The sequence below is a fragment of the Chryseobacterium herbae genome, assembly GCF_025154075.1.
Lineage (GTDB): Bacteria > Bacteroidota > Bacteroidia > Flavobacteriales > Weeksellaceae > Chryseobacterium > Chryseobacterium herbae.
This window is the reverse complement of the sequence record NZ_JAOAMU010000002.1, coordinates 160,022-177,340: the sequence shown is the minus strand read 5'-3', so window position 1 is coordinate 177,340 and position 17,319 is coordinate 160,022. Positions and strand designations below refer to the sequence as shown.

At 38.2% G+C, this 17,319-nt stretch carries 17 protein-coding genes; 6 read left to right on the top strand and 11 right to left on the bottom strand.

The window, feature by feature from the left end; translation table 11 throughout:
• Positions 1-4: 4 nt before the first annotated feature.
• From N0B48_RS06985 to N0B48_RS06935, 11 genes are all read right to left on the bottom strand, one after another.
• Entirely contained in the window at positions 5-607 is a 603-nt protein-coding gene (locus tag N0B48_RS06985) for a MarC family protein (RefSeq protein ID WP_047449212.1), read from the bottom strand.
• Positions 608-651: 44 nt separating this feature from the next.
• On the bottom strand, positions 652-2,391 hold the full coding sequence (locus N0B48_RS06980; RefSeq protein WP_259837810.1) for a BatD family protein: 1,740 nt from the start codon (positions 2,389-2,391) through the stop codon (positions 652-654).
• On the bottom strand, positions 2,391-3,140 hold the full coding sequence (locus N0B48_RS06975) for a tetratricopeptide repeat protein (RefSeq protein WP_259837808.1): 750 nt from the start codon (positions 3,138-3,140) through the stop codon (positions 2,391-2,393). Before N0B48_RS06975 ends, N0B48_RS06980 begins: the two co-directional genes overlap by 1 nt.
• 102 nt (positions 3,141-3,242) lie before the next feature.
• Positions 3,243-4,250, bottom strand: a complete 1,008-nt coding sequence (locus N0B48_RS06970; RefSeq protein WP_259837807.1) for a vWA domain-containing protein — start codon at positions 4,248-4,250, stop codon at positions 3,243-3,245.
• Positions 4,250-5,242 carry a VWA domain-containing protein gene (locus tag N0B48_RS06965; protein ID WP_259837806.1) on the bottom strand — a complete coding sequence of 331 codons (993 nt, stop codon included), beginning with the start codon at positions 5,240-5,242 and terminating at the stop codon, positions 4,250-4,252. The genes N0B48_RS06970 and N0B48_RS06965 overlap by 1 nt, the downstream gene beginning before the upstream one ends.
• Complete coding sequence (locus N0B48_RS06960; protein WP_442867481.1) at positions 5,235-6,131, bottom strand: BatD family protein; 897 nt, start codon at positions 6,129-6,131, stop codon at positions 5,235-5,237. The genes N0B48_RS06965 and N0B48_RS06960 overlap by 8 nt, the downstream gene beginning before the upstream one ends.
• A 31-nt stretch (positions 6,132-6,162) precedes the next feature.
• Entirely contained in the window at positions 6,163-7,833 is a 1,671-nt protein-coding gene (locus N0B48_RS06955) for a DKNYY domain-containing protein (RefSeq protein WP_259837804.1), read from the bottom strand.
• Positions 7,834-7,856: 23 nt separating this feature from the next.
• The gene (locus N0B48_RS06950; protein WP_259837803.1) at positions 7,857-8,720 is read right to left on the bottom strand and encodes a DUF58 domain-containing protein; all 864 of its coding nucleotides are present in this window, start codon (positions 8,718-8,720) and stop codon (positions 7,857-7,859) included.
• A 107-nt stretch (positions 8,721-8,827) separates the two neighbouring features.
• A complete protein-coding gene (locus N0B48_RS06945; RefSeq protein ID WP_259837802.1) occupies positions 8,828-9,286 on the bottom strand; it encodes a GNAT family N-acetyltransferase in 459 nt (152 codons plus the stop codon).
• On the bottom strand, positions 9,286-10,290 hold the full coding sequence (locus tag N0B48_RS06940; RefSeq protein WP_259837801.1) for an AAA family ATPase: 1,005 nt from the start codon (positions 10,288-10,290) through the stop codon (positions 9,286-9,288). The genes N0B48_RS06945 and N0B48_RS06940 overlap by 1 nt, the downstream gene beginning before the upstream one ends.
• A 414-nt stretch (positions 10,291-10,704) precedes the next feature.
• Positions 10,705-12,000 (bottom strand): hypothetical protein, encoded by a 1,296-nt coding sequence (locus tag N0B48_RS06935; protein WP_259837799.1) that lies wholly within the window; start codon positions 11,998-12,000, stop codon positions 10,705-10,707.
• 280 nt (positions 12,001-12,280) lie between these two features.
• On the opposite strand from N0B48_RS06935, the gene N0B48_RS06930 reads away from it, so the two are divergent.
• From N0B48_RS06930 to N0B48_RS06905, 6 genes are all read left to right on the top strand, one after another.
• Positions 12,281-13,615, top strand: coding sequence for a peptide-N-glycosidase F-related protein (locus N0B48_RS06930; protein WP_259837797.1), 1,335 nt, complete (start codon positions 12,281-12,283; stop codon positions 13,613-13,615).
• A 311-nt stretch (positions 13,616-13,926) separates the two neighbouring features.
• Positions 13,927-14,397 (top strand): DinB family protein, encoded by a 471-nt coding sequence (locus N0B48_RS06925; protein WP_034728833.1) that lies wholly within the window; start codon positions 13,927-13,929, stop codon positions 14,395-14,397.
• A 7-nt stretch (positions 14,398-14,404) separates the two neighbouring features.
• Positions 14,405-14,974, top strand: a complete 570-nt coding sequence (locus N0B48_RS06920) for a hypothetical protein (RefSeq protein WP_259837795.1) — start codon at positions 14,405-14,407, stop codon at positions 14,972-14,974.
• Between the two features lie 24 nt (positions 14,975-14,998).
• On the top strand, positions 14,999-15,763 hold the full coding sequence (gene rlmB, locus N0B48_RS06915; RefSeq protein ID WP_283950698.1) for a 23S rRNA (guanosine(2251)-2'-O)-methyltransferase RlmB: 765 nt from the start codon (positions 14,999-15,001) through the stop codon (positions 15,761-15,763).
• 98 nt (positions 15,764-15,861) lie between these two features.
• Positions 15,862-16,911, top strand: coding sequence for a DUF6263 family protein (locus tag N0B48_RS06910; RefSeq protein WP_259837793.1), 1,050 nt, complete (start codon positions 15,862-15,864; stop codon positions 16,909-16,911).
• A 161-nt stretch (positions 16,912-17,072) separates the two neighbouring features.
• Positions 17,073-17,300: a hypothetical protein gene (locus tag N0B48_RS06905; protein WP_259837791.1), complete on the top strand. Its 228-nt coding sequence runs from the start codon at positions 17,073-17,075 to the stop codon at positions 17,298-17,300.
• Positions 17,301-17,319 lie beyond the last annotated feature (19 nt).

Sequence of the window (17,319 nt, the reverse complement as noted above, 5' to 3'; positions counted from 1 at the left end):
ATTCTTAAAAATTAATATAGTTCTGCACCAATTGGGCAAAGTTAGCGGTGAATAATTTTATTGAAATCGCCAAAAGAATGATCCCGAAAACTTTCTGAAGAATAGACAGAGTTGCTTCTCCCATTTTGTTTTCCAGCCACTTCGCTGATTTCAGCACCAAATATACGAAAATTGTATTGAGAACAATTCCTAAAATAATATTAATGTCATGAAATTCAGCTCTCAGAGACAGCGTTGTGGTAAGGGTTCCTGCACCTGCAACCAGCGGAAACGCAATAGGGACAATGGATGCCGCTTTTGCTTCAGTGGTTTTATTGATCTCGATTCCCAAAATCATTTCAAGCGCTATGATAAAAATCACAAAAGCTCCTGCAATGGCAAATGAGTTGACGTCTACTCCGATAAGTTTTAGAATTTTGTTTCCCACGAAAAGAAAAACAATCATGATCACTCCGGCGGTTATGGATGCCTTTCCGGCTTCTATCTGGCCAAACTTCTGCTGAAGGCTTACCACGATAGGAACGGAGCCTATAATATCGATCACGGCAAAAAGAACCATAAAGCAGGTAACGATCTCTTTAATAGAGAAATCATTAAATATTTCCATCTATTTGTAATTAATAATTTCGCAAAAATATGAAAAAAAATTGATTATTTGCTAATTCGTGAATACAAATTAACAACTGCTTTTAAAAGTTCATCCATTCCCTCTGCAGATTTCAAAGGTGAGTATTTCTCCATTTGAATTCTTTGCAACAGATTTCTGTACTCTTCTGCAACGGAAGACCCTTTATGACTTTCCAGGAATGTTCTGAACTCCTCTGAAGAACTCTTGAAATACTGGTTTCTTACTTCAAGATCCATTTCTTCCAGCGTATCAAAGAACTTTGGATAATCTCCGTTATCTTTAAGGTTTTCAAGATAGCTGAAATAATCATTGATATCCGTCTTCAGTGTTTCTCTGATTTCTTTTTCTGTTTCTGCCACAGAACCAAGTGGTTTCGGAGATGCTGTTTCTCTAACTAACGCTCGTTTTTTTTGCCAAGTCTTGAATAATAGATATATTAAAAATAATCCTACAAGAATGGCAATATTGGTTAAAAGAATGTTCCAGTGGAATTTACTTTTCTCTTTTACTTTAAATGTAGTTGTCTTTAGAACCGGCGTATTTACAGTTTCTAACAGTGTGTTGGTATATTCGTTTACCTTTTCAACCGTTGTACGGGATTCAAGGATCTGGTCATGCGAAAATGCACTCAAGGCCAGGGTTTCCTGTCCAAGATCTACATATTCACGGCTGGCCGGATCAAAGAAGGCAAACTGCTCAGTCTGAATGGAGATAGGCCCCGCTTTTTTAGGAATCACCACATAATTCGCAAACATTTCCCCTTTCATTCCAGTTGTTCCCGGAGCTACTTTAGAGGTGATTTTTGGGGTAAAAACTTCATAGTCCGGAGACGCTAAGATCTTTGGAAGATACATATCCGGAAGGTTTCCTTCTCCCGAGACTTTGACAATCACATTAATTGGCTTTTCAACCTCTATCTTATCCTTTGATGCATTATAAACATTCACACTGAAGTTCCCTACTGCATTTTTGAAGCATTCAGGGGATCCTTCCGGAAGCTTTTTTACATTAAGCTTTACTTTATTGGAAACAATTTTATTTTTATTCGCATAAGAACTTACCGATGCTGATACGGAAGGAACTTCTACATAGCCTGCTTCGTTAGGAAACACCATGAATACAGCCAAAGTCTGCGAAGCCATATTTCCTGCACCTGATGGATCAATCTCCGATTTACTCATGCTTATTGCATGTACATTGATGTTATCCTGATGCGGAAGATGGACGTCTTTCACCTTTCTGAAATTGTCCATACTTTTAGAGTACACTCTCAAAACGGCTATGGTTGGCTGATCCTGATACACCTCACGGTCTTCGATCTCCATATTCAGATACATCTCGCTGGCGATATTAGTGGCAAGAGATCTCTTTTCAATAATATCTTTTATATTGACGTCAAAAGGTTCTGTCTTGTAAATCTTATTATTAACCGTTACCAGTACGGAACCAATTTTTACCTTCCCTTTTTTCTTAGGCTCAAGAGCAATTCTGGTCACTTTTTGAGTAATAAGCGTATTCGTAGCCGGGTCGATCACGGTATTGGTTACTGATCCGCTTCCAATAATGGTAAATTTTGAAAGATCTGGAAGTTGAAAACGGGTCTGTGGTTCAAGGTCTACTCCATTAAGTTCGAGAATAATCGTAAGGTTCACAATATCCTTTCCATTATAATCTGCCTTATCAGATTCCATAAACAGGTTAACCTGTCCGTAAGAAATTACGGATGCAAAAATAAATAATATGTAAATTAATTTCTGCTGCATCACCAATCTTTTTCGTTGCTCTGAGGCGTCGAATAAGAGTTCTTATTTAAGATTTTTCTGGCGGTTTCTTTTTCTTTTTCGCTTACTTTATCTAATATGGCATTTTCCAAGTCTTTAGGGATCTTCCCTTCATTGTTCTGGTCCTGCTTAGGAGTATTCCCCTGATCGCTTTTCCCTTCATTCTGCGGGCCATTGCCCTGATCCTGCTTCTGATCTTTTTTATCGCCTTTCTGATCATCCCCTTTGTTCTGATCATCACCGCCGCCACCGCCTTTTCCTGAGTTATTCTTCTCGTTCTTTTGCTGCTGTTTTTCTTTTTCTTTCAGCTTAGCAATTTCAAAGTTCTTTCTCGTTGCTTCATTATAAGGATCCTGTTTCAGGGCCTGCTTATAATAATCAGCCGCTTTTTCCGGCTGGTTCATCTGCATATACGTGTTTCCAAGGTTGTGAAGAGCCGCTGTTTTATCAGGCAGGGTCTGTGAAAGCTTTTGGGCTTTGTCAAATTCTGCTTTGGCCTCTTCATACTTCTTACCTTTATACAGTGCATTCCCCAGGTTATAGTGAGCCGTAAAATCTTTTTCATTCTTTTTTACCGCCTCCATATACTTGGAAGATGCGCCATCATAATCTTTACCGTTGAATTTCTGATTGCCTTCATACACCAGTGTACGGTAGTTTTCCTGCCCAAACATGAGGTTTGAGAACGCCAAAGCAATAAGAAACGATAAAAAAATGATTTTAGTATTCATCAAATGCAAAATTATTCGTTTATATGTTAATAAACAGACTTCTATTTGTTAAAGTTCGGTTAAAGTATTTATTTAAAATCTTGATAAACAAAGAATAAAATATTATACGTTGAAATCTTTTTTCGGGTTCAATATATAAATTAAAAAGAAGAAGAAAATGGATACTATTAAAAAATATTGATAATAATGATTTGCGTTCTGAGATCTCACCAAAGTCTGTGCGGATGAAGCCTTTTTATTCATGGCATCGATGATCTTATTAGGCGCTTCATTGATGTTATTTCCGTCGATATAATCACCTCCAGTAGATTCTGCCATCTTTTTAAGAGCTTCTGTCTGTCTTTTGGAAATAACGGTTCCACCATCCATGTCTGTTTTGTAGCCCATCAGCTGTCCGAAAACATATTCCGGTACCGGTGCACCTTCGTCTGTTCCAATTCCTACTGATGTTATGGAGATTCCTTCTTTATTGGCCAGTCGGATGGCTGCATTATCATTTCCTTCATTATCTTCACCATCGCTCAGCAGGATGATCTTTCTTGAACCTTTGCTTACATTTTTAAACTTTTCTGCTGCGGCCTGCATTCCTTTCAGAAAATCCGTTCCCTGAACCTTCATCGAACTAGTTTCTAAAGCACTTATGTAAGTTTCCGCAGTCCCGTAATCTGTCGTAAGTGGCATAATAGAAACCGCTTCACCTGCAAAAATCACAATTCCGATCTTATCATTCTTCATCTTCTGCATGGTACTCAACATCAGATTCTTTGCTTCCATGAGACGGCTGGGATCAATATCTTCCGCATTCATAGAATTGGAAACATCCAGCATAAATATCACATTATTAAGCCTTTGATTGGTTTTTACTTCTTCAGAACCATTCAACAGATCGATAATGGAAAATATCAGAAAAAGTGTTCCCAAAAGATATAAAACAGGGAAAAACTTTGTAAATCCCGATCTGTTTTCAAATAAATTATCGTGAAACCTGCTGTCTGCAAAAATCTCTCTCTTTTTCTTTTTCCACTTCAGATAACGGACCAGAAAGAAAGACAGCAGCGGCAAAAGCAGCAGCAAGAATAAATACCAGTAATTTCCTAAAGACCAATTCATCAGCTTAAAAATTTATATAATACCCATCGCAGCAATGCATCTAAAAACAGCATTCCCAACGCGATCCATAGGAAGATTTTAAAATATTCATCATAGTTATACAGCTTGGAAACTTTGATATCAGATTTTTCCAACTGATTAATCTCATCATAAATTTCCTCCAGACTGCTGTTGGAAGTCGCTCTGAAATACCTCCCTCCCGTAGTCTGCGCCACTTCCCTCAACGTATTTTCATCAATCGTCACTTCCGTTTCCGTAAAGATCAGATCCCCGAAAATATCCTGTGAAGTAGGCATCAGTGCAAAACCATTGGTTCCGATCCCTATGGAGTATATTTTTATATTATTGTTCTTGGCCAGCTCTGCAGCGACTTGCGGAGGTATCGCATTCTGAATATTGCTGACCCCGTCTGTCATCAGAATCACCACCTTACTTTTGGCTTTGCTTTTGGTCAGGTGATTGACTGCTACGGAAAGTCCTTCCCCTATTGCTGTTCCGGGTTCAAGGCCTGCAGAATTAAGGTTTTTAATTTCATCGATCACCACCTGATGATCTGAAGTCACCGGTACTTTGGTAAATGCCTCTGCAGCATAAGCTACCACCCCTATTCTGTCATTCGGGCGCTTCTGAACAAACTTGATGGCGATATCTTTTAATGCAGTAATACGGTCCGGACTAAGGTCTTTGGCAAGCATACTCAGCGAAACGTCTATCGAAAGCATAATGTCTACTCCTTTGGTATCATCCCGGTCCTGCGAGACAGTAAATGTTCTTGGCCTGGCCATCGCAATAATCAGGGCAGAAAGAATGATATATTTCGAAAGTTTAAGCAAAATAAGCACCGCACGGATTCCTCCACTCTCGCCCATATTCTGAATGGTAGGGACTTTTATGCCTTTCCTTTGCTTTCCGCCTGCATCTTTAATAAAAAGGGGAATGAAGAGCAGAAAAAGCAGCAGGAACCACGGACTGTAAAATTCAAAATCAGGCATCCTTTCTTAAGTTTTCAAATTCTAAATCTTTTGATGATCTCTTCACAAAATCGCGGATATCTGCAAAATCTTTTTCCATGGTAGTCTGATCGGGGAAAGTCTTGGCAAATTTCACCAAATCTCCTCTTAAAAATACATCTTCCACAATCTTTTCGTTTTCCTGAGAAATGGTGTTGTTCTTTTTCATAACATCAATAAGATCGTCGGTAAGAAGAACATCTGCCGGAAGATGGTATTGCTTGGCGATGAATGTTCTTGATATCTCTATTAATTCAACATAAAAGGAACGGAAATTACCGCCTTCAATGTATTTTTTCTTTTTTAAGGAATCGAGCTCTTTCAATGTCTGATTGGTTGCAACCGCAGGTGAGCTTTTCGATTTTCTGCCCCATTTGATAAACATAATAACGGCAACAATCAGCGCAATAACTGCGAGGGCAGCGAGAATATAAAATTTATAGAGCTCCCAATAATCTTTGGTTTCAAGCTTTACTTCCTTATTATTCATGATATCATTAATCTGATCGGCCTTTTGAGCGGTATTGATCACATCAATTTCATAAGGAATGGTTTTTAAAATCTTTCCTCCTACATTGAATTCCAGTTCGGGAATGGTAAATTTACCTTCGTCATACACTGAAAACTCAATTTTTCTTTCGTATGAACTCTGGTTCTGTCCGATACTGTCCTTAATCTCCTCAAAATGGAAAGGCAGGAGCTCATTTTTAGGCGCAGCAACGACCTGCAGGTCATGCACATTGTCAATTTTAATCGTTAAACGATTCACTTCACCCAAAGCAAGGGTCTTCTTTTCGAGCTTCGAGGACAATATCTGTGAAAATGCATTTCCACCGATAAGAAAAAATATAATTAAAAATATGTTCTGCAATTTCATTCTCTATATCAATACTGCCTTACTGCTAATAAACAGCAGGCTTTAATTCAAATTCTTTAATTCCGTCATGCCATCCTCCGGGAAGTTCCATTCCTAAACTCCGTATTACTACTTTATCAGATATCATTACAAGCCAAAATCCTGAATCATTTCTGAATAAATAATAGCTTGATGAAGGATTTTTGTCCAACCCACATCCGGGTCTGTATCCTGTAAACACGCCCAAGAGCTGAGCATTCTTATTGTCTATCATTTTATAGTTCCCACTATAAATATAATCTTTATCCTTTAAAAAATTTCCGAAAGTTTCCACAGTCTGCGGATCTATTCCTTTTATTGTTGTCAATTTACTGTTTTCGCCATATCCGATATACCGGTATACATGTTTTGAATCTTTATAAAAATTCCAATTAGCACCTACACTGGTAAAGCTTCCCGCATCTGCATCTGTTTCTTCGCCATGACAATATATCTTCCCGTCTGCCAGATAAAGATTCTGGCTAAACTGTTTTTCTATTTTTCTGTTTTCTATTTCTTTTGACAAGTTCAGGGTATTTTGTCTTGCCGTAGCCAGCTGCTCATCTGTAAGGTTTTTATAAATAATATTATTCCATGGGTCGTACGCTTGATTTTTATAGACAATGTACCAGGAATTATCTGTTATAAAAAGATTCTGTTCTGAAACATTATCTGTATAATCAAAAGGGAATTTTTCATTCACAGCCTTCTTCAGTTTTTCTGAATATATTTTTTTGTACACTCCTTTTTTGTCATAAAAGAAATCTGAGTGGGGAAGCATTCCGAAGGTCTTCGCATCCAGATCAGTATCCTGTTTTCCATCCGCCGTCCATATCGACTGACCGTCTGAAAGATAGGAGGAATTAACCTGACCCCATGCTTTCAGGTTTTTGAAATCTCCCTTTATCGGTAGTTTCTCCAGATTATAATAGACATTTTTTGCATCCACAGAAAACCTTCTTGAAAGCGGCCGGATTGTTTTTGCATCCATTTCCGGATGCGGCATCATATCTCTGGAATATACTTTAGTTTTAGTTTTTGCCAGGGCTTCGTTTACAGAAAACAATACTTCATTATTCACTCTGGCTATTTTTCCATTAAAGTACAAATAGTTTTTGTCATAAAAATATTCTCTGCAGGCCTCAAATGCAGTCTTTACATCTGCATCCGGCATCTTTTTATCCCGGTAATAGATGAAGTTTTTATCTTTATAATAATCACCATTCCCGCAATAAGCCGGCATGAAAGTATCCGGATCTGAAACCTGAATCTGTGTAAAGTTTTTATAAACTTTTCCCTTTACTTTCCAAAGAGCCTCCTGATGATTGCCGATCTGTCCTACTATTTTGAATCCGGCTGTATCTATTTTAATATAATCTCCTTTGTAATAAACCCCTTCTTTATCTAATGCAAAAAAGCCTTCAGAATTGTTTTTAGGAATGGTGAGATCCTTTCCTTTTATCGGCAGGTATTTTCTGGTATTGCAATCGTGATAAATCACGTTATTTTCATTACGGAGATATACCGGCTCCATTACATATTTGCACTGGGTAACCGGAACTTTCAAACTATTACTGATCTCGGGCTCCACTACCGATACTTCAGCAGTTACCGTTTTGTTTTGTCCAAAACAAAATACAGCGGGCAAAAGCAATAGTATAAAGGTGTTTTTATTCAATAGCAGAAAGTTTGTTATTAAAATTACTTCTTCTGGAAATAATTATACAGCATTTTAGAATAATCAGCACCGGTGCTCATATTCATAAAACTGGCCGAACTATTAGCAAAATCTTCTTCCAAAGCCCGGACTTTTTGTTTCTGGGCTTCGGCAAAAGTATACCTCCACCTTGCGCTGGACGTATTGGCCCAAACTTCTTTTCCGGTTTCGGCATCATGCAGAAGGACATAACCAACATCTGGAATTTCGTTATCTTTTTCGTCAAAAATCCTCATCCCGAGCAGCTGATGCTTCTTGGATGCTACTCTCAACATTTTAGAGTCATACGTATCTTCAAAATCTGAGAACAGAAAAACCAGAGATTTCCTTTTGAAAATCCCCATCATATATTCCATCGCTTTATCAATCTTTGATACAGCAGGCACATAATCTGCCGTCAGAATATTACTGATGATCGAAAGAATATGTTTTCTGCCTTTCTGTGGCGGAATCACTTTATATACTTTATCAGCAAACAGAATCAGTCCTACTTTATCATTGTTTCCGGCCGCCGAAAATCCAAGGCTGGCAGCAATTTCAGCTACATACTCCCTTTTCAACTGGTTTTTGGTTCCATAGTCCATAGAAGCGGAAATATCTACCACGATCATCATGGTAAGCTCTCTTTCCTCTTCCATTACTTTAACGAAAGGCTCACGGAATCTGGCCGTTTTGTTCCAGTCGATTCTTCTGATTTCGTCTCCAAACTGATAAGGACGTACTTCCGAGAAAGTCATTCCTTGGCCTTTAAAAGCACTGTGATACTGTCCCATAAGCGAAGCTTCCGTCTTCTTTCGGGTACGGATTTCTATCTGCTTTACTTTTTTTACAATATCTTTTATTTCCATAATGTGGGGGCGGTTTCGAGTTTCGAGTTTCGGGTTTTTGGGATTCGGGTTACGTGGTTTGTGCCGCGCTTCCATCTTCATTCTTCTAGCTTCTAGCTTCCCTTCTTCTAATCCTTCAGTTCAATCGAAACATTAAGCCATTCATTGTCAAATTTCGGACTGTATTTTTTATAAAAATTAATGGCTGGTTCGTTCCAGTTCAATACCTGAAAAACCATTCCGCTGTATTGGTTTGATTTTCCGTATTCCAAAGTGGCATCAAACAAAAGTTTTCCGATCTGTTTTCCTCTCATTTTTTCAGTCACTACCAGATCTTCAAGGTACAGTCTTCTTCCTTTCCAGGTTGAAAATCTGTCGTAATAAAGCGAGATTCCAACAATTTCATTATTGAGTTCAGCAACGAAAGCTCCCCAAACCGGAGATTTTCCGAAGCCATCCTCGATAAATTCATCTAAAGTTAAAGTCACTTCATGAAGTGCTTTTTCATATTCTGCCAGTTCACGGATCAGCTCCAGCATGGGACCACAATCTTCCTGAATCGCTTTTCTGATAACAACTTCACTCATTACGGCGCCTGAATTTTAGCCAGTATTCTGCTGACGATCTCTTCCGACGTAATTTCTTCCGCCTCCGCTTCGAACGTAAGACCAATTCTGTGTCTTAATACATCCTGTGCCAATGCTTTCACATCTTCAGGAATAACAAAAGCTCTCCCCTTTAGGAATGCATAGGTTCTGGATGCAATCGCTAAGTTGATGGATGCTCTTGGAGAAGCTCCGAATCCGATATAGTTTTTAAGTTCGGAAAGTCCGTAGTTTTCAGGATAACGGGTTGCAAAAACCATATCCAGAATATATTTTTCGATCTTTTCATCCAGATAAATCTGATTGATCAGTTCTTTAGCATCTACTATATCCTGTAATGAGATCACAGGCTTGACAACAGGCTGGTGAGAGGTTGAAACCATTCTCATCACGGTTCTTTCGTCTTCAAAATTAGGATAATCGATCTTACATTTTAGCATAAAACGGTCACTCTGAGCTTCTGGAAGCAGATAAGTTCCTTCCTGATCAATCGGGTTCTGAGTAGCCAGTACCAGAAACGGCTTAGGAAGTTTCATCGTTTCATCACCAATGGTCACCTGTTTTTCCTGCATCACTTCCAGCAGTGCCGACTGAACTTTTGCCGGCGCACGGTTGATCTCATCTGCCAGTACAAAATTTGCGAAAACAGGACCTTTTTTTATGGAAAAATCATTGTCTTTGATATTGAAGATCATGGTTCCCACCACATCGGCCGGAAGTAGATCGGGAGTAAACTGTATCCTTGAAAATTCACCGTGAACAGCTTCTGCCAGGGTTTTTATGGCTAGGGTTTTTGCCAGTCCGGGAACCCCTTCCAAAAGAACGTGACCATTCCCCAGAAGACCCACCAATAGGCGATCTATCATGTATTCCTGTCCAATAATCACTTTGTTGATTTCCTGTCTCAGAAGAGAAAATAAGTAGTTTTTTTCTTTTACTTTTTCCGTCAACTGGCGGATATCTTCGGCTTGATATGTATCTGACATAGCTTTAATTAAAATAGGTGGTAAATTTCTGATAAATACTGGCATTAATCAACATAATGAATGCCATTTTTGAGTTAAAGTTTGTTAAATATTCCGGGATTTATACAGCAATAAGACCCATATACAACAACTTTCACTGTATAAAATCAATTCATACAGTGAAAGTTACGGTAATATTTTCTTATAAAACAGAGTGTTAAATGAAGAATTTTGTATGTGAAAGGGCAATTTTGCTTCGCAAGTCAATGGTGAATGGTTATCTCTAAAGATTCACTATTGACAATTCACTATTCACGATATTTTCATGTCAATGGTCAATTTTGCTTCGCAAGTCAATCGTGAATGGTGAAGATTCACTACTGGTAAAAATTCACTATTGACCATTCACTATTCATCATTGATCATTCACCTCTATTAAAGTTTAATGATCTTAATGGTAAATACATTTTCCGGCATATCAACTGTTTCTTCATAAGCTCCGACATTGATAAAATATTCAGTTCCCGCCGTAGTGGTGAAAGTATACGTTTCCGCAGCACCGCCACCGCCGGCATCTACTGCTTTTACACATGTTAATCCACTGCATGTACCGCTATAAATATCCATCTGCGGATCATAAGCACTGCCCACAGGCATTGTTATTCCCACCTTAAACTGACCACCGTCTCCTGTAAATCTGAACCACGTTCCGTCATTCATTGCATCGGTACATGATGTGATGAATCCATTGTTATTAGTGGCAGATACTGCATCATTCTGCGTGTATTCATAAGGGAAAACAGATGCTGCTAAAGCTCCTGAACAGGCATCGTTGGCAGGGATCGGAGGAATGGTTTTAAATGCAATATCCGCACAGCCTAAAGACTCAAGGCCGGCTGAAACTGCAATCACTTTTAAATAGTAGTTTGTATCTCGGTTAAGGGCCGTTAATAGAGTAAAATTAACCCCTGTCACAGACTGCTGATTAATAATATCTGTCCCACCAGGCGTAGTTCCCAGTGAAATTTTATAGGAATCCGCTCCGACAACTGCCAGCCATCTGATATTAGGAAGTAGAGATACAAACTGAGTATCGTTTGTGGGGTAATTCACAAAAGGACACGAAGGCCCCGGCTTAGGCGTTAATCCTGAAATGGTAACTGCAGACTTGTAATCTGCTCTTATTCCTCCCGGTGGCGTTGCAGGATCAACTACCGCACGGTCTCCCTTGTAATAAAGAGTAGAAGACGGAATATGAGGATACACACGGAAAGCTTCGTCAAAATTATTGATATCGATACTCTGAGAATTTTCCCTGGCAGCGATCACTAAATTATCCGTGTTATTATAGGCAAATGGTGTAGTAAAAGTCACTTCTACTTTATTATTAGCTTTGGTCACAGTCCCTGTAAAAACCTGGGTCAGCTGTGCCGCCGGAATCCAGTCTGTACCGGAAGTAAATGCTGTTTTTGCAGTATGTCCGACATAAACGGTCCAGTCCGATGAATCATTGATTGTAGCTGACGGATCCACATAAAAGGTAAGACCTGTAATATCTCCTGCCGCTGTAGCATTCAACTCCTGTTTAGGATAGATCTGCTGAACATATGAATAGGAAAAAAAACTGCTTATAGGTGCAGTTCCGACATTGGTGCTTGTGATATTTAAATTGATTTGAGCGTTAGACAGTGAAACTATCAATAACAAAGATAAAAGTAAAATTCTTTTCATAATTAATAAAGTCATCAATAACAATGTTGCTAATTTAATAATAAAGTTTTGATATTTATAATAAATCTGATCATTTAACCTGTTGAGTGAATTATTTAAACCATTGTCAATTAATTGATGTATAAAAATAATTCATTTTGTTTATTTCATAAAAACCATTCACCATCATTTGCAACCTATTTACACAATTAATAAAAAAGCAATGTATATTTTAAAATTAATCAATCAGAAAACAACTTTAAATAGATATTTTAATATATTTGTAACAAATGCCAATCATATGTATAAAAAGCTATTTTTTGCCAGCCTTTTTCTCGCGAGCCTTTTTCAATCACAGACCAACCGGATGAATCTGATTTCAGATGCAGTTTATTATGACGGTTACGCTGCTACGGTATCCGATCCGGTACCTGCAGGTCTTATCAGGCTGGGAAACACCAGATATGCAAGGAAACTTACAGATGCTGAACTCAATTCTTTCAAAGCAAAAATTGCCATGAGGGTGAGCATAGGAGCTCTTTGTGACAACTATGACCGTTTGGGAAGTGTTTATTTAGCGATGGTTCCAAAAAATCAGCCTACCTATACCATGAATGATGCGAATGTAAAAAGAATTGAAGTTGGCAGATACATCACCCCGTTTATGAGTAAAAACCGTACTCCTAATGAGGTTCCTTATACGTATGATTTAAGCAATATGTACAATGTATTTCATGATGCTACATTACGTACAACTTATGATATGTACATGGAACTGGATGTTTTCGGGGTTCCTTACGCGGCCCAGACACAGGTTGCCGGATGCGCCGGGAGGATTGATGTTTTCTCAGGAAATCTTACGTTCTTCTCAACAGATACAGGCGCTACCATCACAGACCAGAATTCTATTGTTCCTATATTAACGTATAAGACACTCAATAACTATAACAACACGGATGTTCCTGGTGAAACCGTTAGAATTGTTAATTTCAACCTTCCGAGTGCCGTTACCAACGCACGTTTTTACGTGATATCCACTCCTCATGGTGCTAATACAGGTGGTGAAGAATATGTAAGAAGACAGAATTACACTTATATAGATGATGTGCAAATGCTTACTTATACTCCCGGAGGAATTTCCTGTGAACCGTTCAGAGTATACAATACACAGGGTAACGGAATATATGGGGCGGCGGTGAAATCATTTGCAGAATGGACTTCGTGGAATAACTGGTGTCCAGGTAATTCAGTTCCGATCAGAGGATTTACTATGCCTACCATAACTGCAGGAAATCATACTTTAAAGCATACCATTCCGACAGCTGTTTTCAATCAACAGCAGGGAGATGTGTTTTTATCTGTTTACATGCAGGGCAAAAGCAGTGCAGTACTGGATGTAAAGGATATCAAGACCGTGGATGTAAGCATCTACCCCAATCCTACTTCAGATTTTGTGAACATAAGATCCAAGTCGGATGTAGCTTCGGTAAGTGTTTTCAGTATAGAAGGAAAAAAATTAGCCGAAACCCGCGGAGAAAATAAAATTAATATTTCAACGTATCCTGCAGGAGTCTATTTGCTGAATATTGTTCTAAAGGATGGAATAACATTCAAACATAAGATCATTAAAAAATAAGTACGCTAAAAATATATTCAGATTTACTAATCTGAGAAACAACATCAACTCCTTTGAATATTTTTCAAGGGAGTTTTTTTTGTTTATGGACGCGGGTTTATTGGTTCGAGGTTTAAACCAACCGGCACTATCAAACTTCTACTCAACTCTACAACCTAAAAACTCTCCGACTCTCAAACCCATACCTCGAAACTCGGAACCCATATAACATCTTTTTTCACGATTTAAGAACATTTAATTTAATCCTTTAACCAAAAAATTGTCACTTCCAGTTTATTAGACTATTTTTGGTGATTAAAAAAATTTGTAAAATGAATTATCATTTTCAAGCACACAGACAGGTGAGAAAGAACCTTTTAGGCATCTTACAGAACACTTCACACGAAGATCTTCTGTTGATTCCTGATGGTTTCAACAACAATATGTACTGGAATATTGCACACACCGTTGCTACCCAGCAGCTGCTGCATTATTATCTGAGCGGAAACCCCTTCAGAATTGATAAATATTGGATCGAAACCTATAAAAAAGGAACTCTTCCGAACCTGAATGTACAAAAATCTGAAGTGGAAGACCTTGAGTTTTTACTCACTGAAACTTCAAAGATTTTGATGAAAGATTATGACAGCGATTTCTTTTCAGACTACACACCGTACACCACAAGTTTCGGAATGGATCTGAAAAGTATTCAGGATGCAATCATCTTTAACAATATGCATGAAAGCTTGCATTATGGCTATATCATGGCGCAGAAAAGAGCAATATTAGGCGAAAAATATTAGTATTTTGATGAAGAAAATTTTCTCTTTACAGCTTTTCCTTTTAGGAGTACTCATCATCAGTATGGTGAGCTGTTCCCCTAAAAATGATACGGTAAAAACGCAGTCTGCTGACAGCCTATCCAAGCCATCAGCTGATACAGTTGCAGAGGTTCATCAGCCGGAAATAAAAAGCCCTGAAAACTGGAAAGACATTTTCAAATCTGTTCCAAAAGAATGGACAATGCTTACCAAAAAAGACTCAGGATACATCATCTACATTCCATGTGATTATCAAAATCAAAAGATAATTTTGAGTCATGATGGAAAATATGCACTGGAACATATTATTGGGCAGGATGCTTATTATTTTGAGATCAAAAATATTACCAAAAAAGGAAGTACATACCTTTTTGAACTGCATGAAGAAAATGCAGAAAAAGGGCAGGAAAATGTAAATTATACATTGGATATAAAGGATAACAACCAGGCAGTATGGAGTGTTTATAATGACGTAAGAAAATTAACGGAGATCACGACTACAGATTCAGGCTTTGAAAGCAAGTACAAAACAGTAGAAGAACCTCCCTGCCTTGACTAAGTTTAACAACAGAAAAAATAAATTTTGACAAACGAAAACAAAAAAGACGATTTCATTTTCGGACTTCGTCCTGTAATAGAAGCTATTGAAGCGGGAAAAACGATTGATAAGATCTTTGTGCAGAACGCACTTCAGGGTCCTATTTATGCTGAGCTAAAGACTATTTTAGCCCAACATAAAATTCGTCCCAACTTTGTTCCGATTGAAAAACTGAACCGTTTTACAAGAAAAAATCACCAGGGTGTAGTTGCTTTTATTTCAGATGTTCCGTTTCATAGAGTGGAAAATATTGTTCCGCAATTGTTTGAGGAAGGAAAAACACCTTTCCTTTTAATCCTTGACAGACTTACAGATGTGAGAAACTTCGGGGCGATTTGCAGAACAGCAGAATGTGTTGGGGTAGATGCCATTATTATTCCTGAAAAAGGGGGAGCACCGATTAACTCTGACGCCATCAAAACGTCTGCAGGAGCACTTTACAATATCAAAATCTGTAAGGAACCGAATCTTGCCCATGCGGTAGATTTCCTTCAGCAGAGCGGTATTTCTGTATTTGCAGCGACTGAGAAGGCTCAGAAACTGATCTATGATGTGAATTTCACGGAGCCTTGTGCTATCGTGATGGGGAATGAAGAAACAGGAATTTCTAAGGAAGTGATGCATCATTCGGACGAAAAAATAAAACTTCCGATCGAAGGGAAAACACAGTCACTGAACGTTTCTGTAGCATGCGGAGCGATTTTGTATGAAGCGGTAAGACAGAAAATCGTAGCGGCTCCCAATCTGTAATCTGTAGGGGCAGAAGTGTTTTATGATGATGTTTTATGGTATCGTTATTGATACACAGAACGGAAATATCAGTAAAATTTAAACTTAAAAAATTTCAAATGAAAAACGTAGCAGCATTAATGCTTATCTCATCTATAGCTCTTGTATCTTGTAAAAAAGAAACGGCAACCATCACTAAAGTAGATCCTAAAACAGGAAAAACAGTTACGATAGAAGTTCCTGCCGATTCTGTAGCTAAAGTGGCGGAAAACCCGGCGATCAAAGATTCTGCGGGAGTTTTCACTCAGACGTTCAAACTGGAAAAAGGGAAGACTTATCCTCTTACGACTTACCAGAGAGACGTAAAAACGATGGAAGATCCTCAGGGAAAATCAATCACGGCAACCAGTGAGTCTACAGACGAAATGAATTTCACGGTAAATGATATCAAGGGAAATGTATATGACATGACACTTAATCTTGTAGCTAAAAGAAATTCACAAAGTGCACAGGGTAAAACGGTAATCGTAGATACCAAGCAGGCTATTCCTAAGGAAGACGATCTGAAAATGATCTGGAATATCAACAGAGCACTTACGGGTAACAAGCTTAACATGAAAATGGACACGAAAGGAAATGTGATCTCCATTACAGGTTTTGATGCAGTTTATACCAAAGTGACCACTGCGGTAGGAACTCTTATTAAAGATGCCAACCAAAAGGCAAGTGTTGTAGCCAGTCTTAAGGAAACTTTCAACGAAAAAATACTGAAGGAGCAACTTGCTAAAAACTTAACGATTATCCCTAAAAAGGGAGCAAAAATCGGAGAAAAATGGACCACTACTGAAAATGCAGATGCAAGCGGAACCATGAAGGTAACTTCAAACTATATTCTGAAAAGTGTAGGAAACGGAACTGCAGAAATTTCTGTAACAGGAGGAATTCCTAAGAAAACAGAAAAGAAAACGCAGGGACCTATCACGCACAGCCTTAGCAGCGAGCTTGCTCAGAACGGTGTGATTAAGTTTGACCAAAGCACAGGATGGATCTCGAACCAGAATATTGATGTAAAAACAACACAGACCGAGACTATTTCAGACGGAAAACAGTCACAGTCTATGAAAAGCATCTCAAAATCTTCTGTGATGATCAATCCTTCTGCAAAATAATTGAATTAAAGACGTTTTAGAGTCGGAAGGTTTGATAGTGAAAGGGTATCAGAGTGTGAGAGGAGGTTTTTATCGTTGATAATTACTTTCGGAATCATTTTATACCCTTGAATTTTAAATTTTATGCTTTAAACCATACACTTGAATTTAAATTAGAAATTATGAAGTACATTCTTGAGTTAGTACTCTCAGCCATCGTTATTTTCTTTGTCTGGAATATCCTGAGACGGGTATTTCACAAAGCTTTTTATAGTTATAGATTCAATAACAATAATGATAGTAATAAGCAGCAGGATCTCGACAACTCGAATAAGAATAAACAGAACCTCAACTGGGATGCAGAAACAGTTGACTATGAAGAGGTAAAAGAAAGTAAAGATAAAAGGTAAATATTCCAAGAAATAAAAG